This is a genomic window from Dermacoccus sp. PE3 (assembly GCF_001021715.1).
Lineage (GTDB): Bacteria > Actinomycetota > Actinomycetes > Actinomycetales > Dermatophilaceae > Dermacoccus > Dermacoccus abyssi.
The window spans coordinates 207,750-230,838 of record NZ_LDCM01000002.1 but is presented as its reverse complement, the minus strand read 5'-3'; the positions used below and the strand labels follow the sequence as shown (position 1 = coordinate 230,838).

Below are 23,089 nucleotides of genomic sequence, written 5' to 3'. Positions count from 1 at the left end.
GCTCATGCCCCCTTCGACGTCGAGGCGGCGTCCTCAACGAGGTCGACGAGCTTGCCCGCGGCATCGGCGTGGCCCTGACCGGCGGCTGCGCGGCGCATTGCCGCGAGGCGCTCCTCGTCACGCACGAGCGGCACGAGGTTCTCGTCGATCCAGGCCGGCGTGAAGTCGTCGTTGTCGACGACGATGCCGCCGCCGGCCGCCACGACGTCGCGGCTGTTCAGCTTCTGCTCTCCGTTGCCGATGGGAAGCGGCACGTAGACGGCGGGCAGGCCGACCGTCGTCAGTTCGCTCACCATGCCGGCGCCGCTGCGCGTCACGACGAGATCGGCGACGCTGTAGGCGAGATCCATGCGGTCGACGTACTCGACGACGACGTAACGGGCACCGCCCGTCTGTTCGGGAACCTCGAAGCCCTTGCCCCGTCCGGTGACGTGGAGGATCTGGATGCCGGCGCCGGTGAGCTGCTCGACACGAGCGCGGAAGGCCTCGTTGAGGCTCACTGCACCGAGCGAGCCACCGGTGACGAGCACGGTCGGGCGGCCCGGCTCGAGGCCGAAGTGCTCGAGACCCTCCGCACGCAACATGGCCGGCTTGATCTCGGTAATTTCTCGGCGCAGCGGCATACCGACGATCTCGGCGTCCTTCATCGGCGTCGAGGGGAAGGTCACCGCGACGTGCTCGGCCCAGCGCGCGCCGAGCTTGTTCGCCAGACCCGGGCGGGCGTTCTGCTCGTGGATGACGAAGGGCACGCCGGCCTTGCGAGCCGCGAGGTACATCGGCGTCGAGACGTACCCGCCGAACCCGACGATCACCTGGGGGCGGTGCGTCTCGACGAGACGATCGGCCTCGCGCAGTGCGCCACGGAAGGCGGCCGGGAAGCGAAGGGCTGCGCCGTTCGGGCGGCGCGGGAAGGCCACCTTCGGCACGAACGCGAGCGCGAATCCACGTTCGGGCACGAGGCGTTCCTCGAGCCCACCCGGCGAGCCAACAGCCGTGACGACCGCATCGGGGTGACGGCGGGTGATCTCCTCCGCGGTGGCCAACAACGGAGAGACGTGACCGGCGGTGCCACCACCGGCGAGCAGAACGCGATCGAGGGTGGTCATGAGCGACCCTTTCGGTTGGGCAGGACCGCCATCGTGCGGCGGACGAGACGGGGCTTGGCGCGCAGGGCTTCGGCAGCCCGTGGTTCGCAGCGTGCGAACGACAGAAGGATCCCGATGCCCACGAGCGTCATGACGAGAGCGGAACCACCGGCGCTGACGAGGGGCAACGGCACACCCACGATCGGCAGGAGGCCGAGAACGGAGCCGATGTTGACGACGGCCTGGAAGCAGATCCACATCATGATGCCTGCGGTGGCGACGCGCACGAACATGTCGGTGGACTGCGCGATGAGGCGGTAGCAGGCGTACGCGAAGACGAGGTACAGCGCGAGGACGGCGAGCGTGCCAGGCAGGCCCAGCTCCTCGCCGATGATCGCGAAGATGAAGTCGTTGTGCGCCTCCGGCAGCCAGCCCCACTTCTCGCGCGAGGCGCCGGGGCCGAGGCCCCACAGACCACCGTCGGCCAGAGCCCAGGAGCCGTGGATCTTCTGGTAGCAAGCAGCGACATCGATGTCGCTCGGAGCGTCACAGCCACCGAGCCACGCACCGATGCGCGAGGTGCGGTTACCGCTCGTCATGACCGCGACGGGAAGGAGCACCGCGATACCCAGGCCCAGCCAGGCGAACCAGGATCCCTTGGCACCCGCGGCCCACAGCATCCCCAGGTAGATGACGGCGAAGACCATCGTCGTGCCGAGGTCGCGCCCGACCATGACGAGACCGGCGAGCAGACCTGCGAACCAGAACGTCGGCAACACCGACTTCTTGAAGTCGTACAGCTGAGCCCGACGGTTGTCGAGGATGACGGCGACGACGAGGATCATGGCGATCTTGCCGATCTCCGACGGTTGGATTCGCAGCCCACCGACCTGAAGCCAGTTCCGGTTGCCCAGGACCTCGACTCCGACGCCGGGAATCATCACGGCGGCCTGCATCGCTGCGGCGAGCAGGAAGAAGATGCCGGCGACCTTCTTGAGGAACGGTGTCGGCAGCCTACTGAACACCGCCGCAGCCACGAGGCCGATGACGGCGAACATCAACTGGTTGGTGAACTGCGAGAAAACCGATCCACCGCGCATGTACGACTGGACACTCGAGGCGGACAGCACCATGACGAGGCCCAGCACGACGAGCACCGACGTGGAGCCGAGCAGCAGGTAGTACGTCGCGAGAGGCGACTCGAGCCAGCCTAGTCGCCGTCGCAGTCGCTCACCCCACACGTCCTGTGAGGTCTCCTCACGCCAGGGTGTGCGGGTCGTCATGCGTCAGCGCCACCCAGGGATTCGACGATGCGGGTGAACGCTTCACCGCGCGCACCGTAGGAGGCGTACATGTCCAACGAAGCTGCAGCAGGGGCAAGCAGAACGGTGTCCCCCGACTGCGCCATGCCTCGCGCGTGTTCGAGCGCCTGCGTCATCGCGGCCTCGGGTTCGCTCTCCTCGACGATCTCCACGGGAACGTCGGGGGCGTGCTCGGCAAGAGCACGCGCGATGGCGTCCCGGTCACGTCCCATGAGCACAGCCCCGCGAAGACGCGTCGCGTTGTCGCGGACCAGTTCGCTCACATCGGCGCCCTTGAGCAGGCCGCCGGCGATCCAGACGACAGGTTCGTACGCCGTCAGCGACGCGGCCGCGGCCGGCGGGTTGGTGGCCTTGGAGTCGTTGACGTACCGCACGCCGTCGAGCGTCGCGACGAGCGCCATACGGTGCGGCTGCGGCGAGTAGTCCATGAGCCCCTTGCGCACGGCGGCGGGTGAGACGCCGTAACTACGGGCGAGCGCCGCTGCGGCCAGTGCGTCGGCGACGTAGTGCGGCGCCGCCGCGTTCGGGCCGAGATCACGCAGTACGGCCAGTTCCGCCGCGCTCGTGCGGCGTTCCTCGACGAAGGCGCGGTCGGCGAGCACGTCCTCGACGATTCCGACCATCGACGGAGCCGGTGTGCCGAGAGTGAAGCCGATGGCACGACAGCCCTCGACGACCTCGGCCTCCTCGAGGAGCGCCTCCGTCGTCGGGTCGTCGACGTTGTAGACGCAGGCAGCCTGGGTGCGCTCGAAAACGCGTCCCTTCTGCCGGCGGTACTCCTCGAACGAGCCGTGCCAGTCGAGGTGGTCGGGCGCGACGTTGAGCAGGCACGACGCGAACGGCGAGACGCTGCGCGACCAGTGCAACTGGAACGTCGACAGTTCGACGGCGATGACGTCGAACGGCTGCGGATCGAGGATGGCCTCCATGATCGGCATGCCGACGTTGCCCGCGGCCACAGCGCGCAGACCTTGGGCCTGCAGGATCGACTCCAGCATCGTGACGGCGGTCGTCTTGCCGTTCGTCCCCGTGATGGTGATCCACGGGGCCGCGCCCTCACGCGGGCGCATGCGCCACGCGAGCTCGACCTCTCCCCAGACGGGGATGCCGCGATCCGCGGCGTCCGTCATGAGCGGATCGGTGGGAGGGACGCCGGGCGAGGTGACGACGAGCTGCGTGCCCTGGGGCGCACTCGTCATGTGTTCCGCACCGAACGCGATCTCGGCGCCGAGCACCTCGAGGATCTGGGCCCGTTCGGCCATGACGTCGGTCTTGTCGCGAGAGACGACGCGCACGTTCGCCCCTCGTTCGAGCAGCGCATCGGCGGCGGCGAAGCCACTGACGCCGAGTCCTACGACGAGGACCGAGAGGCCGGACCAGTCGGCGTCACGATGCGTCAGATCACGCTCGCCCCCGAACGGTTCGTAACTCGGGTCGAGCGGCCACAGCTCGTTGTCGGTCACTGGTTGACGTTCCATTCCGCGTAGAAGATTCCGAGGCCGAAGGCCACGCACAGGCCGGCGATGATCCAGAAGCGGATGACGACGGTGATCTCGTTCCAGCCCACCATCTCGAAGTGGTGGTGCAACGGCGCCATCCGGAAGATGCGTTTGCGGCGCAACTTGAACGACCCGACCTGAAGGATGACCGAGAGGGTTTCGAGGACGAACAGACCCGCCAGGATGACGACGAGGAACTCGGTGCGCGTCGTGATGGCCAGGCCGGCGAGTGCGCCACCGAGGGCGAGCGAGCCGGTGTCACCCATGAAGATCTTGGCCGGTGTCGCGTTCCACCACAGGAAGCCGAAACAGGCACCCATGAGGGCTGCGGCGACGACGGCGAGGTCGTGGGGATCACGCACGTCGTAACACTTGGCCGCGTTGGAGGCGAGGCCGTTCTGGCAGTTCTGGTTGAACTGCCAGATCGCGATGAGCACGTACGCGCCGAACACCATGACGCTGGCGCCGGTGGCCAGACCGTCCAGCCCGTCCGTGAGGTTGACGCCGTTCGACGTCCCTGCGATGAGCAGGTTCGCCCAGATGACGAACAGAATGAGACTGACGACCGTGCCGCCGAGGGCGAGCGAGACGTTCGAGTCGCGCGCGAAGGAGATGTTGTAGCTGGCGGGGGTGAGGCCGGCGTCGTTGCGGAACTGAAGGGCCAACACCGCGAAGATGACCGCCACGAGCGTCTGGCCGAGCAGCTTCTGCACGGACGTCAGACCCAGAGATCGCTGCTTGGTGATCTTGATCGCGTCGTCTGCAAAACCGACGAGCCCGAGGCCCGTCATGAGGAACAGCACGAGCATGCCGCTGGCCGTCACGGGCGTCATGGTGACGAGGTGGGCCATTCCGTAGGCGAGAAGGCTCGCGGCGATGATGACCGCTCCACCCATCGTCGGCGTTCCACGCTTCGTGTGGTGCGTCGTGGGGCCGTCGTCACGAATGAACTGGCCGTACCCCTTGCGCACCAGGAACTTGATGAACATGGGGGTGCCGAAAAGCCCGACGACGAGCGACACGATGGCCGCGATGAGGACGCCCTTCATGCGGTCACCTCCGTTGCGGGAAACGCGGACGTTCCGGCTTCCTCGACCAACCTATCGCCCAGCAGACGCAAACCCGAGTCACGACTCGACTTCAGCAGCAGGATGCGGCCCGCGCTCAGATCGCGCACGAGTGCGTCGTGCGCCGCGTCCGCGTTCTCGACCTCGTGGACGCGCTCGGCCGCCATTCCGGCCTCACGTGCCCCGACGGCGATGGGCGCGGCACCCGCGCCGACGACGTAGACCTCGTCGATCCCGAGGGCCGCGATCTCACGACCAACACCGGCGTGTTCGTCGAAGGAGCTCTCCCCCAGCTCACGCATCTCGCCGACCACGGCGATGCTGTGACGCTCGCGTCCCATGTGGGCCAGCGAGCGCATCGCGGCACGCATCGAGTCGGGGTTGGCGTTGTAGGCGTCGTTGACGAGCGTGATGTCGCCCGGCAGTTCGTGAACCTCCATGCGCCAGCGAGAGGTCGCTCCGGCGGCGGCCAGCGCCTCCACCACGGTGTCGAGATCGAGCCCCAGGCTGACAGCCGCTGCAATGACGCTGAGCGAGTTGCCGACCTGGTGCTCACCGAACACGGCAAGGCGCACACGCGCCGTACCGGCCGGGCACGTGAGGTCGTAGGAGGCGCGACCTGAGGTGTCGACCTCGACGTTCGTCGCGCGGTAGTCGGCGTCCTCTCCGAGACCGACGAGGACCACCGTGGCCTTCGTCCGTAACGCCATGGCGCGCACGCGCTCGTCGTCGACGTTGAGCACGGCGAAACCGTCCTCGGGCAGGGCTTCGACGAGTTCACCCTTGGTCTGCGCAATCGCGTCGACGGAGCCGAACTCGCCCATGTGCGCCTTGCCGACGTTGAGGACGATGCCCACCTTCGGCGGGGCGATCTTCGTCAGGTACTCGATGTGACCGACGCCGGAGGCACCCATCTCCGCCACGAGGTAACGGCTGTTCGAACCGAGCCGGCACACCGTGAGGGGAACACCGACCTCCGAGTTGAGCGAGCCGTGGGGTGCCACCGTCGGGCCGAACCGGGCAAGGACGGCCCCGAGGAGATCCTTGGTCGAGGTCTTGCCGGACGACCCCGTGATGCCCACGATCTCGAGGTCGGCAATCGCATCCACGACGCCGCGTGCCAGTTTGGCGAAGGCAAGCTCCGAGTTCTCGACGACGACGGTCGGCAGGATGTCGACAGCACGCTCACCGAGCACGCCGACGGCACCGGCGTCCCGTGCGGCCGGGGCGTAATCGTGCCCGTCCGCGTGCTCACCGACGCGAGCGACGTACAGGCTGCCCGGCACGCACTCGCGGGAGTCCGTGACGACGGATGCGCTCACCGTGGCGTCGGCACCGACGAGGTGACCTCCGGTGATGCGTGCGATCTCGTCGAGCGAAAATTCGATCACTTGGACGTCGACTCCTCTGAGCGGTATTTGATCGGGAACGGAAGCTTGTCGCTCTTGTTCGGCGGTATTTTACGCTGGCGCAGCGCCTCGGCCATCACCTTGGAAAACACGGGGGCCGCTAGGTCACCACCGAACGTTCCCGCCTGCGGACGCTGCAGCGTCACCGACACGATGAGCTGCGGATCCTTGGCCGGCGCCATACCGATGAAACCTGCGGTCACACCGTCGTAGCCACCCTTCACCGAGTCGTAGCGCTCGGCCGTCGACGTCTTGCCGGCGACGTCGTAGCCCGGGACGGCCGCCTTCGGCGCGCTGCCGTCCTTCGTCACGACACCCTGCATCATGCCGACGAGTTCCTTCGAGGTCTTCGCGCTGAAAACGCGCGTCGACTTCCGCTCGTCCGTGTAGGGCTGCATCGCACCGTCGCCGCCTTGAACCTCGGAGACGAGCTTGAGCGGCTCACGCACTCCACCGTTGGCGATCGCCTGGAACAGGCCGACCTGCTGCACAGCGCTGCTCGCGAGCCCCTGACCGAACATGATCGTGTACCAGGTGTCGCCCTTCCAGGTCGAGACCTTCGGCACGATGCCCGTGGACTCGCCGGGGAAACCGATCCCGGTGGCCTCCCCGAGCCCGAACTTCTTCATGTAGGTGTACAGCTTTTCCTTGGGCAGCTTCTCCCCCGCGAGGATCGTGCCGATGTTCGAGGACTGCGCGATGACACCGGCAAGCGTCAGGTACTCGGTGGGGTGTGGGTGCGAGTCGTGGAAAGGACGTCCCGCGCGTTTCAGGCTCGGCGGCACCTCGACATGCGACTTCGGCGTCATGATGCCTTCTTCGAGGACGGCGCCGGCAGTCACCATCTTCTGCGTGGAGCCGGGCTCGAAGGTGTCCGTGAAGGCACGGTTCTGCAGGTTCTCGGACTTGGCCGTCGACATGTCGTTGTTGTCGAAGCTCGGATAGCTCGCCGCCACGAGAATGTTGCCCGCCTTGTCCGCGACGACGATCTCGCCCGAGACCGCCTTCGACGACTTCACCTGTGCGGCGAGTTCGTTCTGCGCGAACCACTGCAGGTCGCTGTCGATCGTCAGCTTGGCACCACGGCCCGCAACCGGCTTGCGGTCGAGGTTCTCACCCGTCGCGATCTCGGAGCCGTTGCGTGCACGCTCGACCTGGTGCAGGCCGGCCTTGCCCTGCAAGGTCGTGTTGAGCATCTGCTCGATACCGCCACTGGGCACGTCCTGTGCGTTGACCGAACCGAGCAACGGAGCGAGGGCCGTGCCTTGCGGGTACTCGCGCTTCTGCACCTGCTCGGACGTGATTCCGGGCAGGTCGAGCGCCCGGATCTGGCTCCACTGAGCGGGGCTGATGTCCTTGGCGAGATAGACGAACCGACTGCCGCGGGCATCGGCGCGCTCGAACGTGGCCCGGATCTCGGCTGCGTCTCCCCCGAGGATGCGAGCCAATTCCTGGGAGACGCCGTCGATGCCCTTGGGCTTGCCGTTGGTCGAGCGCTCCCGGAACGACTTCGCGGCCACCGGGTCACCGGCGACGTCGCGACGCTCCACGCTGCGTGCGAGCACCGTCCCGGCAGAATCCGTGATCTCACCACGGGCTGCGGGGACCTTCGATGTCGACAGACGGTTGTTGGTGGCCTTCTGCGCGATCTCGTCCGCCTGGATCCACTGAACCTTGACGAGCTGCCAGGTGAACAACGACAGGATGACGGCGAAGACGGCCAGCATCGTGCGGGTACGACGACGGGGGTGACCGACGGCGCGCAGACGCGCCTCGGCCGGTCGCGACATACGCACCGGACGCGCCTTCGAGGGCGCCGGCCTGCGACGTTGTTCCACGGATTCCCCTCGTCGCGGACGAAAGCTCTTGCTCTTACTTCCCGGTCGTGCTCGTGGCGTCGGACTTCGCGTCGCTGCCCTTCGCCTTGGCGTCCTTGGACTTGGCCTGCTTGGCCTTCGCATCCGCTTCAGCCTTCGCCTTGGCGGCGTCGGCCTTGGCCTTCGCGTCCGCCGCGGCCTTCGCCTTGGCCACCGGATCCGTGATGTGCAGTCCGATGGTGCCGCTGTCGAGCACGTCGGCCGCCGCCTTGCTCGCGGGGGTCGTCGACAGCGTGTTCACACTAAGACGCTGACCTGCCTGGTTCGAAGTCGCCACGCCGACCTGCTTGCCCGTGGTGCGGTTCACGTAGCGCACCTGCTCGGCCCGGACCATGCCGTACTCCTCGGCCTTCACCGCAAGGTGCTCGGGTGCCGAGACCGCGGAGATCTCGCTGTCGAGACCCTGCTGACGGTCGTCGAGCGTCGCGACATCACTGCGCAGCTTGTTGAGCGTGAAGGACTGCTCCGCGCGCATCGTGTTGAGCAGGAGCAACGACAGCGCCGAAACGAACGCGAAGACGAAGACGAGCGCCATGAAACCCGAGACCGGACGCTTGCCAGCGACGGTCTCCGTCCGGGCACGCACCGGACGAACGGCCGCCGCGCGAGACGCGGGCGCCGGGCGCCTCGTCGTGCGTGCCGGTCGGGAACCCGCGCGCGTGGAACGGGGTGCGCGGGAGGGGGCGGCCAGTTGGCTCATGACTGGCTTCCTTTCGGTCGGGTACGACGGATGGCACGGAGTTTCACCGAGGCGGAACGCGAGTTGTGCTCCAGTTCGGTTGCTGAGGGAGTCGAGGCGCCACGCAGGAGCAGCTCGAACTCGGGAAGGTGCTCGGGCAGCTCCACCGGAAGCCCTGCCGGTGCGGTGGAACGGCACGCCCGAGCGAAGGCCTGCTTGGTGATGCGGTCTTCGAGGGAGTGGAACGACAGGACGGCGAGTCGACCGTCGACGGCGAGGGTGTCGAACGCGGTTTCGACCGTGTTCTCCCAGCCACGCAGTTCGTCGTTGACCTCGATGCGCAAAGCCTGGAAGGTGCGCTTGGCGGGGTGACCGCTCTGACGCTGCGAGGCAGAGGGAATGACGGAGCGGAGCATCTCGACGAGCCGCGCGGAGGTGGTCCACGCCTGCTTCTCGCGTTCCTTGACGACGGCGTGGGCGATCTTGCGCGCATAGCGTTCCTCGCCGTAGACGCGCAGGATGCGCTCGAGCTCGTCCTGCGAGTAGGTGTTGAGGACGTCGGCCGCCGTCTGCCCCGCGCTCGACTGGTCCATCCTCATGTCGAGGGGCGCGTCAGCGCGGTAGGAGAAGCCTCGCTCGAGTTCGTCGAGCTGGAAACTGGAGACGCCGAGGTCGAAGAGCATCGCGTCGGCCGGCCCGTCGAGGACGTCTGCGAGCTCCGTGTTGACGGCGTGAACGCCGCGGAAGCGCTCACCGAAGCGAGCCAGACGCTCGCCGGCGAGTTCAAGGGCCTGCGCGTCACGGTCGATTCCGACGACGCTTGCCTCGGGGAAGCGTTCGAGGACGGCTTCGGCGTGGCCGCCCATCCCGAGCGTGCCGTCGACGTACAGAGCTCCCGGACGCTCGAGGGCCGGGGCGAGAACGTCGAGAATCTCGGCGAGCATGACGGGAACGTGACGATCGGCGGCGGGCGCGAACTCGTCTCGCATGTTCACTCCCTCAGTGCTCGGGTCGTCGGACGTCGGTCCTCGTGCGTGGTGGTCGGGCCGCTGCGACTCTGCGTCCAGGGCCCCCGCCGCTGCGCTCCGGCACCGGGGAAGGTGTGCCGGAAAGCAGCGGCCGGAGACCTGGACGCAGAGGGCTACAGCAGCCCCGGAACGACCTCTTCCGCCTGGTCGGCGAACGGCTGTTCCGCGCCGGCGAGGTAGTCGTTCCACGCCTGCGTGTCCCAGATCTCGATGCGGTTACCCGCACCGATCACCGTGCATTCCTTCGACAGACCTGCGTAGTCACGAAGCAGCTGCGGGATCGTCACGCGTCCTTGCTTGTCGGGGATCTCGTCGGAGGCCCCCGAGAGCAGGACGCGCTGGTAATCACGCACCGCACGCGAGGTGACAGGCGTCGTGTTCATCGCCGTGGCGATGCGCTCGAACTCGGCCATCGGAAAGACGTAGAGGCAGCGTTCCTGTCCTCGAGTCATGACCAGCCCGCCGACGAGACGTTCGCGGAACTTCGCCGGAAGGAACATGCGGCCCTTGTCGTCGAGTCGAGGCGAGTGGGTACCCAGAAACACGGCTGGGCACCTCCCGTCACCGACACGTCGATCCGATGTCCCCCACTCTACTCCACTTCACCCCACAAAGTCTCCCCCCTTGCCCGGAATCGACCGGCGAGTTGGTGAAGCGCCCCAGTGATTGCAAGGAAGTTCACGAGTGGAGTGCGGTGGAGGAGAATCGTGCGCCAGACCCGGCAGAAGCTTGCCCCACGACGCTCCACGGCGAATGGACCGCACGGACTTCCGCGGAATTCCGCGATTTTCCACCAAGGACGAAGCGCGCTCCACAGCGGACTCACGCCTCGTGGGGCGAAGTGGGGAGCGCGGTGGAGGACGGGGTGGAGCAGGGTGGAGTGGCGTGGAAGGCTCACCTTCGACCATCCCCACGTGCCTGTGCAGGACAGGGGGCCGCCGTATTTGGCAAGATCGGTTTGTATGGACACCTCGTCACGCGATCACGGCTACCCCGCCCCCGCTTCCCGCCGCCGCTCGGGCGTCGACGTCATCGCGACGGCTGACGCTGTGCGACGCAACGTCGAGCAGGTCATCGAGGGCAAGCCGGACGTCGTCCGGGTGGCCACGACGGTGCTCTTCGCCGGCGGGCACCTGCTCGTCGAGGACGTGCCCGGCGTCGGCAAGACGGTGCTGGCCAAAGCCCTGGCCCGTTCTGTCGACGCATCCTTGCGCCGCATCCAGTTCACGCCCGACCTGCTTCCGAGCGACATCACCGGCGTGACGATCTACGACCAGACGAGCGGCGAGTTCCGTTTCCGTCCCGGCGCCGTCTTCGCCAACGTGGTCATCGGCGACGAGATCAACCGCGCGTCCCCCAAGACGCAGGCTGCGCTGCTCGAGGCCATGGAAGAACACCAAGTGACGATCGACGGCACGACGCGTGCGCTGCCCGACCCGTTCATGGTCGTCGCCACGCAGAACCCCGTCGAGATGGACGGAACCTTCCCGCTGCCCGAGGCGCAGCGAGACCGGTTCATGGCGCAGGTGAGCATGGGCTACCCCTCGCCCCGAGCCGAGTTCGACATGCTCGAGCACCACGGTGTCACCGATCCCCTCAGCGTTCTGCGTCCGGTGACGAGCGCCGCCGAGATCGCCGCCTGCGTGGGTGCGATCTCCCGTCTTCACACGAGTGACGCACTGCGGCAGTACGTCGTCGATGTCGTCTCCGCCACGCGCGAGCACCCGAGCGTCCGCCTCGGCGCCAGCCCGCGTGCGTCCCTGCAGCTGCTGCGCGCCGCGCGCGCCCACGCCGCACTCGCCGGCCGCGACCACGTCATCCCCGAGGACGTCACCGCGATGGCACCGGCCGTGCTCGGCCACCGCGTGCTTCTGCGCCGCGGCCGCAACGACCTCAGCGCGAGCGAGGTCGTCGCCGACGTCATCGCCGGCGTGCGCGTGCCGACCCAGCGCGCCTCTCGGTGAAGTCGCTGCCGCGCCCCACCCGCCGAGGTTTGCTCGTCCTCGTGGCGGGGGCACTCCTCGTCGTCGTGGGGGCGGCCTCAGGCTTCACCGATGTGGTGCGTGCAGGCATCTTCGTCCTGGTGCTGGCGCTGCTGGCCTTCCTCATCGCCGTCGCCGCTCGGACCGGTCGGGTCGACGTGACCCGTCACGGCCCCCCGGAGCGCCTCAGCGTCGGTGACGAGGGGCAGATCACGCTCGGCGTGAAGGCCCGGCGTGCGGGATGGATCGAGACGACGCTCGAGGAGCCACACACGTTCACCCGCCACGGCGTGGCGAGGTGGCCCCTTTCGCAGGTTCAAGGGGGTCGGGCGGCCTACGACGTCACCGCACGTCACCGTGGCTCCTTCACGAGTGGACCGGCGCGACTCGTCGCGTCCGATCCCTTCGGCCTCTTCGAGACGTCGCTCGAGCAGGGCCGTGCCTCGACCTGGCTCGTGCGCGCCCACACGGTGAGTCTCGAGACGCCGCAAACCGTCGCTCAGGGTGACGGCGACGACACCGTCATCTCCGCTCACGCGACCCACGCCGGGCGACCCGGCGCCAGCATCCGCGAGTACGTCCAGGGCGACGACCTGCGCACCGTGCACTGGCCCGCCACGGCGCACCGGGGCGAGCTCATGGTGCGTCAGTTCGACCCGCCGGCCGAGCCCCGCATCCATGTGGTCGTGCTCGGCAACGTGCCACGACCCGGTACCAACGAGTCGTGGGAGTGGCTGATCAGCGCAGCGGCCTCGGCATGCACCGAGCTCGAGAACCACAACCTCGCAACCCTTGCGACCGTCGGCGAGCGCGAGTACGACAACCATGACGACATCCTCGACGCCCTGGCTCGCGCTGGTGAGAGTCTGCCCGACCGTTTGACCATCGAGGAGAGCCCCACCTTGCTCTTCCTGCACACGAGCGCCGATCACTTCCCCCCGGCCCCACACCACTCCCCGGCGTTCGCCTGGGTGGGCGGCGCGAGCGCGGAGCACGGCGCGAACGAACTGACCCGGTTGGGTTGGGACGCCGTCGCCATCTCCCCCTACGACTCCATCGCCGAGTCCCTGTACCCCGCGATGTCCGGAGGTGATCTTCGATGAAGAGTCGTCAACTCCCCTCCGACGTCGCCCTCCTGCTCCTGGCGCTGGCCGCGAGTTGGCCGCTGGTGGAACTGACGAGCAGCTCTGCCCTCGTGGGGCCCGCACTCGCCGTCGTCGCTCTCGTGTGGTTCGTCGGCGCTCTGTGCCGCTTCACACACCGCACGCCGGCTCTCATCGTGACGGCACAGCTCGTCGCACTCGCCGTCGCCACCCTGGGAGTCTTCGTCGCCAAGGGAGGGTCACTCACTGCGGCGTCCGTGAAGGCAACGGCCGCCTCTGCCCAGGAAGCGGCGAACACCTCCGTCGCTCCGTTGCCGGCGATGCTCGGCGTCCTCGTCATGCTGGCTCTCGCCGCGGGTCTCGTCACGCTCGTCGTCGACTACGTGGGCGGCACCGCACGTATGCCCATGCTCACGGTCCTCCCGGTGGCGGCGCCCTTCATCCTGGCCACCACCGCACTCGGTGACACCCTTCGCGCGCGCTACTTCGTCGCGGCGGCGATCGCCTGGGCCCTCGTCGTCCTCGCAGCGTCCTTCGCCGAAGGCTCGAGCTTGCGCACCGGCCTCATGCGCTCCCTGCCGGTGTTCGCCGCCATGACGGCGGTCGCCGTACTCACGGCTCTCGTCCTGGCCCCCTCAGTGCCACAGCGAGCCACCCCCGCGCTCGCCGAGGGCGGAGCACAGGGCGTCAACAACTCGGTCGACTTCTCCGAGACGCTCGACCTCAGCAAGAGCCTGAACTCTCGCAATGCCGCGCCCGTGCTCACCTACACGACCCAGGCAACCACTCCTGCGCCGTTGCGTGCCACGACGAGCTCTTCCTACGCTGACGGCGTCTGGCGCGCCGAGTCGTCGGGCCCGTTCACCGATGCCCGCCCCAACACCGAGTTGCCGAACCCCGGCGCCGAGGATTCGATGCCGGCGCGCACGGAACGCATGTCCGTGACCCTCAACGGCATGCAACCGCCGTTCGTCGCGGCGCCCGCTCAGCTGCGTGCGGCCAACTTCGGTTCCGCGAACCCGACCTTCCGTGTCGGCACGAACAACGGTGTGCCGTTCCTGTCGCAGCCCGCGCCGGCCTACTCGGTGCTCTACCGCGAGTACACGGCGGCCGCACGACCCACGAGCAACGAGCGCGCGGGAGTCGGTGGCAGTGTCACGGCGAAGGATCTCGACACCGCAACGCTCCCGGAGGCGGCGAAGCAGCGCATCACTCGGCTCAATCAGGCCTCCGGGGCCGCCGACGCGGGAACACCGTTCGAGCAGGCCGTCGCGCTGCAGCGCTATCTGCGTACCGACCCGTCGTTCACGTACTCGCTCAGGTTGGCCCCGACCCGTTCGGAGAACGGTCGCGAGCTCGATCCGCTGTCGAACTTCCTGGAGACGCGACGGGGCTACTGCACTCAGTTCGCGACGGCCATGGTCATGGGAGCGCGGCAGATGGGGCTGCCCGCGCGTGTGGCCATCGGCTTCCTGCCCGGCACGGAGCGCAGCGGCACGTACGAGGTGCGAGCTGCGGACGCCCACGCCTGGGCGGAGGTCTACTTCCCCGGTATGGGGTGGACGCGCTTCGACCCGACGCCCGGCCTGCGTTCGGGTGCGCCGCCGCCCTACGCGCCGGACACCCCCACCGGCGACTCGTCGGCGTCCTCGTCCTCGAGTGCGCCCACGAGCTCGACGAGCACGTCCTCGTCCACCTCGAGCGTGCGCCCGTCGAGCGAGACGAGCACCTCGTCGAGCACGACCCAGCCGGCCGAGCCCGACTCGGACTCCTTCCCTTGGGCCCGCCTGCTCGCGGTGCTGGGGGGTCTTGCCCTGGTCGCGCTGCTCGCGTCGGTCCTGCCCCTGGCGGGTCGACGTAAGCGGCAGGAGGTCACCCGTACGGCATCGACGGATCGCGAACGTGACGAGGGAGCGTGGCACGCCATGCTCTGGTCGCTGCGCGATCTCGGTTACACGACGCCGGAGGGCTTGTCGCCACGAGCCACCGCAGAGGCGTTCGCCCGGGACAACCCGGAGTCGGGCACCACGGTGCGTGAGGCGCTCGAGCGAGCGTGTTCAGGTATGGAAGCCTCGCGCTACGCGCCGACGACGGGCCGGTCCCAGGCGTCAGCGTGTGACCGGGTGGTCCGGGCTGCACGGGACGAAGCATCGTGGGGTGCGCGGGTGAAGGCCCTCCTCGTCCCTGCCTCGGGTCGCGCCTACCTCACGGCACTCGGCCGCCGGAACCGCACCTGACGCCACACGAGATGACCCCGGCTCTCCCTGACGGGTGGAGCCGGGTTCGTCCGTTTTCGCGCCGATCCTCCGTCCGACGCCGCGCGGGCGAACGCTGGTGCTGGGTTTGGCCGAAGATGCGACCGATATCCCTGCCACCTTCAGCCAAACCCACCATCCTTCGGCGTGAAGGGTTCCGACGACGTGCACACGCCGCTACTCAGTCGAGGTAGTCGCGCAGAACCTGCGAGCGCGACGGGTGACGCAGCTTGCTCATCGTCTTGCTCTCGATCTGACGGATACGCTCGCGCGTCACGCCGTAGACCTTGCCGATCTCGTCGAGCGTTTTCGGCTGACCGTCGGTGAGACCGAAGCGCATCGAGACGACGCCCGCTTCGCGCTCGCTCAGCGTGTCGAGCACCGAGTGCAGCTGCTCCTGCAGCAGCGTGAAGCTCACGGCGTCGGCCGGGACGACGGCCTCGGAGTCCTCGATGAGGTCACCGAACTCGCTGTCGCCGTCCTCGCCGAGCGGGGTGTGCAGGGAGATCGGCTCGCGACCGTACTTCTGGACCTCCACGACCTTCTCGGGGGTCATGTCGAGTTCCTTGGCCAGCTCGTCCGGGGTGGGCTCGCGGCCCAGGTCCTGGAGCATCTGGCGCTGGACGCGGGCCAGCTTGTTGATGACCTCGACCATGTGCACCGGGATGCGGATGGTGCGCGCCTGGTCGGCCATGGCGCGGGTGATGGCCTGACGAATCCACCACGTCGCGTAGGTCGAGAACTTGTAGCCCTTGGTGTAGTCGAACTTCTCGACCGCACGGATGAGGCCCAGGTTGCCTTCCTGGATGAGGTCGAGGAAGAGCATTCCGCGACCGGTGTAGCGCTTGGCGAGCGACACGACGAGACGCAGGTTGGCCTCGAGGAGGTGGTTCTTGGCGTTCTTGCCGTCCGAGGCGATCCACCACAGCTCACGCTTGAGCTTCATGTCGATCTTGTCGCCGGAGTCGAGCTTCTGCTCCGCGAACAGGCCGGCCTCGATGCGCTTGGCGAGCTCGACCTCCTGCTCGGCGTTGAGCAGCGCGACCTTACCGATCTGCTTGAGGTAGTCCTTGACCGGGTCTGCCGTGGCGCCTGCCGTGACGACCTGCTGAGCAGGAGCGTCGTCCTCGTCGCCCTGACGCAGGACGAAGCCGCCCTTCTCGTCCTCCGGCTCGGAGGTGTCGCCGGCCTTGCTGTCGGAGGCCTGCTCGGGCGTCTCGACATCGTCACCGGTTTCGGCCGCGATGTCGACCGGCTCGACCTCGTCGACCTCGGGCTCGTCGGCGGCCTTACCTGCCTTCTTCGCAGCAGCCTTCTTCGCAGCAGCCTTCTTCGCCGTCGCGGTCTTCGCCGTCGCGGTCTTGGCCGTGGCCGTCTTGGCGGCAGCCTTCTTGGCCGTCGTCTTCTTGGCGGGAGCCTCGTTGGCGGTCTCGTCCGCCTCGCTCGACTCCTCGACAGCCGCAACCTTCGCGGTCGCGGTCTTCGCCGTCGCCTTCTTGGCGGTGGTCTTCTTGGCCGCAGTGGTCTTGGCCGCAGCGGACTTCGCGGTGGCCTTCTTGGCCGTCGTCTTCTTCGCGGCCGCCTTACGACGTCCGGCTGTGGTGGCCACGGCCTGCTCGGCGTGGGCCTGGTCGAGGACGACCTCGATGTTCTCGGCGGCCAGCGCCTTCAACACGGACTTCTGCTTGGCGGACGACACCTGTGCCTCTTCGATCGCGTCCTTCAATGCGACGCTGTCCACCGAGCCCGTCTCACGACCCGATTCGAACAGAGCTGCCAGAGCCGGGTGGTCGACATCCGCGGGAAGTGCGGGGGGCTGCGTGGTCTTCGACACTGTCGTCACCAACTACCTTCCGAAAGTAATGCGTCGCCGTCGTCGGCCGCAGGGCAGCGACGATCGAAGCGACACCGGAACGAGGAGTGCGATCACGAAACCCCGCGCTTGGCGCTCCGGGTGGTGACCGCTTCTTCACCCATTATAAAACTCGACGGACGAAACCGCAGAATCACGGGGTTCAACGAGCTTCGATTGACGTTCATTCCCTGCCCCGGATCGGCCGCCATCTCAGCAACTGAAGGCCGTTCGGGAGCCTCAGGGCTTGACGGCGAGCACGGGGCACGGGGCGTCGAGCAACAAGCGCTGAGCACTCGTGCCCAGGATCAACTTGCCGACAGGGGTGCGCCTGCGCAGCCCGATGACGAGCAGGGCGGGCTGCACTCGGGAAATCTCCTCGAGGATGGATTCCACGGCGTCGGCGCCGTCCTGCACATCGACGACCTGTGCGCCGGTGTACTCCTCGGCCGCCTTGCGGGCCGCGGTGCGAGCCTCGTCCGAGGGCACCGTGCACACCACGATGAGCGGGCGACCCAGATCCTTCGACTGGCGAGCTGCCTCGGCGAGGGCGGCTTCGCCCTCGGGGCCGGGCGCGAAACTGACGATGACGGACATGGCGACCTCACTCGCGAAATTCGGAATCTGCCGTCACGCTACCCGAGGCCCCTGCGGTGGGCCACTCATGCGACGCCGCGCACGAGCCGCGGTGTTCCGCGCAACGGTCGCTGGACGAGTTCATGCACGAGCGACGCGATCTGGTCGGCCTCGATGAGGAATCCGTCGTGGCCGTAGGGCGAGTGGATCATGCGCAGTCGTCCGCGACCGTAGGCGCGCACCATCCGCGTCGATGCGCTCACGGGAAAGAGTCGATCGGAGTCGACTGCGGCCACGAGGAGTTCTCCTTCGTACGCCTCCAGCACCGCGTCGAGCCCGCCGCGTCCTCGCCCGATGTCGTGGGTCGCCATGGCCTGCGTCAGGCGCACGTAGGCCAGCGGGTCGAAGCGTCGCGCGAGTTTGGCCCCGTGGTGGTCGAGGTAGCCCTCGACGCTGAAGCGACCGCCCTCGAGCGGGTCCTCACCTGGCTGGGGCTCGGCGCCGAACCGTGCCTCGAACTCGCTTGCGCTGCGATACGAGGCGTGAGCGATCTGGCGGGCCAAGGCGAGGCCGTTCGTGGGAAACGTGCCGTGACGCAGGTAGTCGCCGTCGCGGAATTCCGGGTCGGACGTGATGGCGACGACCTGGGTGTGACCCCAGGCAATCTGGTCCGCGGTCGCGCAGCCACTGCTCGCCACGACCAATGCCCGCTCGACGCGGTCCGGGAACCCCGCGACCCACTCGGCCGTGCGCATCCCCCCGAAGGAGCCTCCGATGACGGCGTGCAGACGTCGCACACCGAGCGCTTCGAGGCACGCCGCCTCGGCGCGGACCTGGTCTCGGACGGTCACCTGCGGGAAACGTCCGCCCCAGGGCTCGCCGTCCGGAGCGAGCGAGATGGGGCCGGTACTGCCACGGCATCCACCGAGAACGTTGATGGCGACGACGAAGTACTCGTCGGTGTCGAGTGCTGCGCCGGGGCCGATGATTCCTGGCCACCAACCCGGGGTGGGCTGCCCGTCGCCAGTATCGCCGACGACGTGCGAATCACCCGTGAGCGCGTGCTCGACGAGGACGACGTTCGACGCGTCGTCGTTCAACTCGCCCCAGCACTCGTAGGTCATGACGACGTCCGGCAGCGTGCGGCCACTTTCGAGAACGACGTCTCCCAGAGCGACGGCTCGTGCCTGCGCGTTGAACCCACTCGGCGCCTGCACAGGACGCGTAGCGGCCGGTGCGACGTGCGCTGAATGAGAGCTCGCCATATGTCCTCCTCGAAGGACTCGCCGAAGCGACTGGCGAGTCCGCGCTTGCCGCAGCGTTCACGGCCCTGTCGTCACCCGGGGCACCCCACCGCGGTGGAGGGTTGCCGCTCAGTCAGCCGGGGCTTGTGTGACTGAGACTCTTGACGCTTTGACACTAGGGCGAGTGCAGCGAAGGCGCCAGGAAGGCCCCTGCTGATGTCCACGATGTGAAGCGCCGGCCCGGTGGCTGCCCGCACTCTCTCGCCTCGTCGCCACGACGTCAGCGACGGCGCCGCGCCGCACGATTCGGCCTCGCCGGCCGCAGGAAGTCCTCGTACGCCATGCCGGAGGAGGTCATCCTCACGACGAGGTCGACGAGAGGTAGGCGCGCGCCCCGTTCCTGGGCCTCGGCGGCGGCGAGCACAGCGCTGGGCCGCTCCCCTTCCCGCCAGCGCGCGAGCGCCACGAGACACAGCCAATGGGCTCGCGCCGGCTCGGGCACGGCGACGAGGATCTCCAACAGGCGCTGCGAACTCACCGGCTCGGACCAGCACTGCCGCGTGGTACGGGCTCCCGCGGCCAGTTCGGGCACGACGCTCCACACCATCTCGTCGCGCAGGAGTGGATCGGGCATGGCGTCGACGACGAGCGCCAGAGCCTCACGCTCGCGAGTGCTGTGGGGGTGCCCGGAGCCTGAGGCCACCTCACGCCAGGCCGCGCGCACCCGGCCGGTCTCGCCCGGTAGCCCGACGAGCAGGTCGGCGACGGCCCGTTGGGCCAGTGGCGAAACCGCGTGGAGGGAGGCCACGGCTTCGTCACGCGATGACGCCGGTTCGAGGCGTCCCTCGAGGGCCGATGCGAGGGAGGGCACATCGGCGGCAGTCGGCACTGGGGCCAGTGCACCGTCACAACAGCCTTTGGTGCACGTCGTTGCCCACCAGACGTCAGGGGCCACGACGAGGGCGTGCTCCACCTCGACGGCCGGTGCGAGAGCCCGCGTGACCAGGTCGAGATCGACGCCGGGACTGCACTGGTAGGCCGTGACGGCGACGCCACTCGTGCCGAGACGATTCGACGCCTCGACGACGCGATCGCGCACGTGGTGAACGTGCTCCGGGGTGACGACGGCCTCGTCGAAGCGGGCAGCCCCCGAAACTCGCCCGCCGTCCATGAACGTGACGACGAGGGACGCCGTCGGAGCGAAGCCGAACTCGTACGGCATGAGGGCGAGCAGCGGGCCCATGCCCGAGAGATGAAGTGTGGTCATGGCTTCACGAAGCCATGACCACACTTCTCACGACCAGTGCGAGGCGCTGGCGCCTGTGGACAAGGGCGTCCTCAGCGCACGCGCTCCCCCGCCAGCGTCACACCTGTGCGCTTCTCCCAGTCGAGGAAGTCGTCGGTGACGTGCACGAGCGAGCTCGCCAGCCACGTGAGGACGGCGGCGTCGTCCGCAAGACCCACGACTCCCAGGAGCGCCTCGGGCAGCAGATCGACCGGCGAGGCGACGTAGGCCGCAGCAGCCGTGAGCAGCGCGAGCTGCGCGGTGCTCACGCCCCGGTACGAACCGGAGCGCACAGCGCGAGCCAGGCGCGGAAGTGCGCTGAGGCGGGTCGTGAGCGAGGGACCTCCGGCGGCGGACGCCGCCGTCACTGCGGCAGCGAGGGATTTCAGGCCGGCGAGTCGGGTGACGCGGCGACCGAGCGAGGTGGGACGTGCCATCGAAGTGCCTCCGGTTGACGAGCGTTCAGGTGAACAAAGCGACAACGCCGACGCCACGCGGTGCATTCCGCGAGCGCGGGCGTCGTCACGATCGGCGGAGCGTCAGGCCGTGGGCGGCACGGCCGCGATGAAGTCCTTGCGCGCCGCGTCGGCGATCTTGCGCAGGAGCATGACGTCGAGCCCCGCACCGATGAAGCCACCCGCAACCGGGATGACGCGCGGGATGCGCGAGAGGAACTTGCGCCCGACCTGCGTGCCCAGGCGGAACGCGACGGACTTGTTGACGACCGCGAGCGCCGCCGGGGGCAGACGACGGGTCGCAACATTCGTCGCGACACCGCCGCTGAACGCACCCATGCCCTTGAGAACCTGCGTGGCATCGGCGCCAATGAGGTCGAGCAGGATGGCCGAACGGACCGACTCGTCGCGCAGGTTGTGGCCGTACAGGTGCGCGATGGAGGCCATCATGCGCGTGGCAACGGTGTAGAAGCCGACGATGTTGGCGGGCAGGGCCACGGGCATCGTGATGAAGCCACCGAGGTTGGTGACGAACCCGTTCGCACCCGCGAGCTTCGTGTGTGAACGCACGATGGCGTCGACCGCGGCTTCGCGTGAACCGTTCTTCTTCAACGCCTCGTCGGCCACCTTCGCCGCGGAGTCGAAGGTGGCGACGCCGTCGATGCCGGTGGAGATGAGGTGCTGGGCCAGGGAGTTGGCGGCGCGATCGAAGGTGCCGTTCGAGCCCTGAGCCGGCTCAATTTGCTTGTCGTCTTTGTCTTTACCGAATCCGAACATGGGCTGATCCTTGCAGCGCACCGATGACTGGGCAACCGGTACCGCGAACGCGGGCCTCGTCAGTCGGCCTGGGGGCGATTCGGCGAACCGTCGGAGTCGTCCGAGTCGTCGGCGTGGTGGGCGGCGCCACGCTCGCCGCCGGGCGTGTCCTCGTTCTCGTCGCTGCCCGAACGCAGGAACTGCTCGAGTTCCTCGCCGATCTCGTCGGCGCTGGGCAGTTCGTTCATCTCGGCCGCGAGCAACGACCGGCGCCGGCGGCCCTCGGTGAACGTGTCGTACTGCTGCTCGAGGCCGGAGACCACCTCGGTGACCTCGTCGTTCTCCCCGACCTGCTTGGCGATGTCGGCCCGGTGCAACCCAGCGATGGCGGCCAGCTCCTGCGCCGGAATCGCGAGACCGGTGAGCCCGGTGACGCACTCGAGAGCCGCGATGGCGGCGTCGCCGTACTCGACCTGCACGAGGTAGTGCGGCACGTGGACGGCGAATCCGGCCGTGTCGATGCCGGCCTCGGCGAGACGAATGTGGAGCAGCCCCTCGGCGCTGGCCGGGATCTGGACGTTGCCGAACAGCGGCTCGTTCTCGGTGAGGTAGCGCTGGTTCGAGGCGTAGCGCGTGAAGCCGATGGGACGCGTGTGCGGCACCGCCATCGGGATGCCGTGCGCGCTCACCATGAGACTGACGCCGAACATCGAGGCGAGCATGCGCGTGGCCTCGGCGACGCGCTCCCACTGGTAGTCGGGCTCAGGGCCGGTGAGCAGGAGGAACGGCGTGCCCTCGGCGTCGATGACGCGGTAGAGCACGAGCGACGGGTCGTCGTACTCGCTGAAGCGGTCGCGGTCGAACGTCATGACCGGACGACGGCCGCGGTAGTCGAGCAGCTGGTCGAGGTCGAACGACGCGACGACCGTGTGCTCGAGGGTGCCGAGGATGTGCTGGGACATGAGCTTCTGAGCGAAGCCCGCATCGATGAAGCCGCCGAGGGCGACGACCATCGTGCTCGCACGCAGGTCGTGCGAGGTCGTGTCCGTCTCCAGACGAAACAGCTGAGCCGGGTCGAGCACTGGCCTCTCCTTCGATTCGATGTGCCTGGTGCAACGTCCCCGTCACACGGAAGATTCCCGCAGCGTGCGGGCGAACAACCGACTCGCGGGACGCTCAGTTCGCGGCCGCGTCCACGACGTGCTCGCCGTGACCGGCGCTGCGCAGGCTCTCGCGCAGCTTCTGCGCGTTGGCTGCGAGGATCTGCTGGTCCTGGCCGTGAACGACGTCGTGCGGGTCGAAGTCCGCAGGCGACTGCGTCGGCCACACATGCAGGTGCAGGTGGGCCACCTCGTAGCCCTCCGCGAGCAGGCCGATGCGCTTGGCCGACCAGGCCTCCTGCTGTGCCTGCCCGATCTTCTGCGCCACGTCCATCAGGTGCGAGAGCACCTGCGGGTCCGCGGCCGTCCACTCCTCGATCTCCTCGCGGGGCACGACGACGGTATGCCCGTCGGTGATCGGGTCGATCACGAGAAAGGCCACGCACGTCTCGTCCTGCCAGACGAAGTGACCGGGGATGTTGCCGTCGATGATCTGCGTGAAGATGCTCGCCATA

General features: G+C 68.1%; 20 protein-coding genes and 1 riboswitch. Of the genes, 3 read left to right on the top strand and 17 right to left on the bottom strand.

The window, feature by feature from the left end:
- Positions 1–2: 2 nt before the first annotated feature.
- From murG to mraZ, 9 genes are all read right to left on the bottom strand, one after another.
- Positions 3–1,106 carry an undecaprenyldiphospho-muramoylpentapeptide beta-N-acetylglucosaminyltransferase gene (gene murG, locus AA983_RS06500; protein WP_047311438.1) on the bottom strand — a complete coding sequence of 368 codons (1,104 nt, stop codon included), beginning with the start codon at positions 1,104–1,106 and terminating at the stop codon, positions 3–5.
- Positions 1,103–2,368, bottom strand: coding sequence for a putative lipid II flippase FtsW (ftsW, locus tag AA983_RS06495; protein ID WP_047311437.1), 1,266 nt, complete (start codon positions 2,366–2,368; stop codon positions 1,103–1,105). The genes murG and ftsW overlap by 4 nt, the downstream gene beginning before the upstream one ends.
- Positions 2,365–3,870 carry a UDP-N-acetylmuramoyl-L-alanine--D-glutamate ligase gene (murD, locus tag AA983_RS06490; protein WP_369798765.1) on the bottom strand — a complete coding sequence of 502 codons (1,506 nt, stop codon included), beginning with the start codon at positions 3,868–3,870 and terminating at the stop codon, positions 2,365–2,367. Before murD ends, ftsW begins: the two co-directional genes overlap by 4 nt.
- Positions 3,867–4,955 carry a phospho-N-acetylmuramoyl-pentapeptide-transferase gene (gene mraY, locus AA983_RS06485; RefSeq protein WP_047311435.1) on the bottom strand — a complete coding sequence of 363 codons (1,089 nt, stop codon included), beginning with the start codon at positions 4,953–4,955 and terminating at the stop codon, positions 3,867–3,869. Before mraY ends, murD begins: the two co-directional genes overlap by 4 nt.
- Positions 4,952–6,364, bottom strand: a complete 1,413-nt coding sequence (gene murF / locus AA983_RS06480) for a UDP-N-acetylmuramoyl-tripeptide--D-alanyl-D-alanine ligase (RefSeq protein WP_047311434.1) — start codon at positions 6,362–6,364, stop codon at positions 4,952–4,954. Before murF ends, mraY begins: the two co-directional genes overlap by 4 nt.
- Positions 6,361–8,172, bottom strand: a complete 1,812-nt coding sequence (locus tag AA983_RS06475) for a penicillin-binding protein 2 (RefSeq protein ID WP_047311433.1) — start codon at positions 8,170–8,172, stop codon at positions 6,361–6,363. The genes murF and AA983_RS06475 overlap by 4 nt, the downstream gene beginning before the upstream one ends.
- 82 nt (positions 8,173–8,254) lie before the next feature.
- Positions 8,255–8,959, bottom strand: a complete 705-nt coding sequence (locus AA983_RS15650) for a hypothetical protein (protein ID WP_052946946.1) — start codon at positions 8,957–8,959, stop codon at positions 8,255–8,257.
- Positions 8,956–9,927, bottom strand: a complete 972-nt coding sequence (gene rsmH, locus AA983_RS06465) for a 16S rRNA (cytosine(1402)-N(4))-methyltransferase RsmH (RefSeq protein WP_047311687.1) — start codon at positions 9,925–9,927, stop codon at positions 8,956–8,958. Before rsmH ends, AA983_RS15650 begins: the two co-directional genes overlap by 4 nt.
- A gap of 152 nt (positions 9,928–10,079) precedes the next feature.
- Positions 10,080–10,511: a division/cell wall cluster transcriptional repressor MraZ gene (gene mraZ / locus AA983_RS06460; protein ID WP_047311432.1), complete on the bottom strand. Its 432-nt coding sequence runs from the start codon at positions 10,509–10,511 to the stop codon at positions 10,080–10,082.
- A gap of 417 nt (positions 10,512–10,928) precedes the next feature.
- Here mraZ and AA983_RS06455 point away from each other — a divergent pair, with 417 nt between their 5' ends.
- The 3 genes from AA983_RS06455 to AA983_RS06445 are packed head-to-tail and all read left to right on the top strand — an operon-like array spanning position 10,929 to position 15,288.
- Positions 10,929–11,930, top strand: coding sequence for a MoxR family ATPase (locus AA983_RS06455; RefSeq protein ID WP_047311431.1), 1,002 nt, complete (start codon positions 10,929–10,931; stop codon positions 11,928–11,930).
- A gap of 41 nt (positions 11,931–11,971) precedes the next feature.
- The gene (locus AA983_RS06450; RefSeq protein WP_197078976.1) at positions 11,972–13,051 is read left to right on the top strand and encodes a DUF58 domain-containing protein; all 1,080 of its coding nucleotides are present in this window, start codon (positions 11,972–11,974) and stop codon (positions 13,049–13,051) included.
- Entirely contained in the window at positions 13,048–15,288 is a 2,241-nt protein-coding gene (locus tag AA983_RS06445) for a DUF3488 and transglutaminase-like domain-containing protein (protein WP_047311429.1), read from the top strand. The genes AA983_RS06450 and AA983_RS06445 overlap by 4 nt, the downstream gene beginning before the upstream one ends.
- A 199-nt stretch (positions 15,289–15,487) precedes the next feature.
- Here the strand turns inward: AA983_RS06445 and AA983_RS06440 are convergent, their stop codons facing one another.
- From AA983_RS06440 to AA983_RS06405, 8 genes are all read right to left on the bottom strand, one after another.
- Complete coding sequence (locus AA983_RS06440) at positions 15,488–17,140, bottom strand: RNA polymerase sigma factor (protein ID WP_047311428.1); 1,653 nt, start codon at positions 17,138–17,140, stop codon at positions 15,488–15,490.
- Between the two features lie 258 nt (positions 17,141–17,398).
- Positions 17,399–17,755 carry a universal stress protein gene (locus AA983_RS06435; RefSeq protein ID WP_047311427.1) on the bottom strand — a complete coding sequence of 119 codons (357 nt, stop codon included), beginning with the start codon at positions 17,753–17,755 and terminating at the stop codon, positions 17,399–17,401.
- Between the two features lie 65 nt (positions 17,756–17,820).
- On the bottom strand, positions 17,821–18,999 hold the full coding sequence (locus tag AA983_RS06430; RefSeq protein ID WP_052946945.1) for a homoserine O-acetyltransferase: 1,179 nt from the start codon (positions 18,997–18,999) through the stop codon (positions 17,821–17,823).
- A gap of 36 nt (positions 19,000–19,035) precedes the next feature.
- Positions 19,036–19,145: riboswitch (SAM riboswitch) on the bottom strand.
- A gap of 113 nt (positions 19,146–19,258) precedes the next feature.
- Positions 19,259–20,245, bottom strand: coding sequence for a DUF4192 family protein (locus AA983_RS06425; RefSeq protein WP_082128766.1), 987 nt, complete (start codon positions 20,243–20,245; stop codon positions 19,259–19,261).
- A gap of 71 nt (positions 20,246–20,316) precedes the next feature.
- Positions 20,317–20,700: a YkvA family protein gene (locus AA983_RS06420; protein WP_047311425.1), complete on the bottom strand. Its 384-nt coding sequence runs from the start codon at positions 20,698–20,700 to the stop codon at positions 20,317–20,319.
- 102 nt (positions 20,701–20,802) lie between these two features.
- Entirely contained in the window at positions 20,803–21,495 is a 693-nt protein-coding gene (locus tag AA983_RS06415; RefSeq protein ID WP_047311424.1) for an EcsC family protein, read from the bottom strand.
- A 59-nt stretch (positions 21,496–21,554) separates the two neighbouring features.
- Positions 21,555–22,556 (bottom strand): PAC2 family protein, encoded by a 1,002-nt coding sequence (locus tag AA983_RS06410; RefSeq protein WP_082128765.1) that lies wholly within the window; start codon positions 22,554–22,556, stop codon positions 21,555–21,557.
- Positions 22,557–22,650: 94 nt separating this feature from the next.
- Entirely contained in the window at positions 22,651–23,088 is a 438-nt protein-coding gene (locus AA983_RS06405) for an HIT family protein (RefSeq protein WP_047311423.1), read from the bottom strand.
- Position 23,089 lies beyond the last annotated feature (1 nt).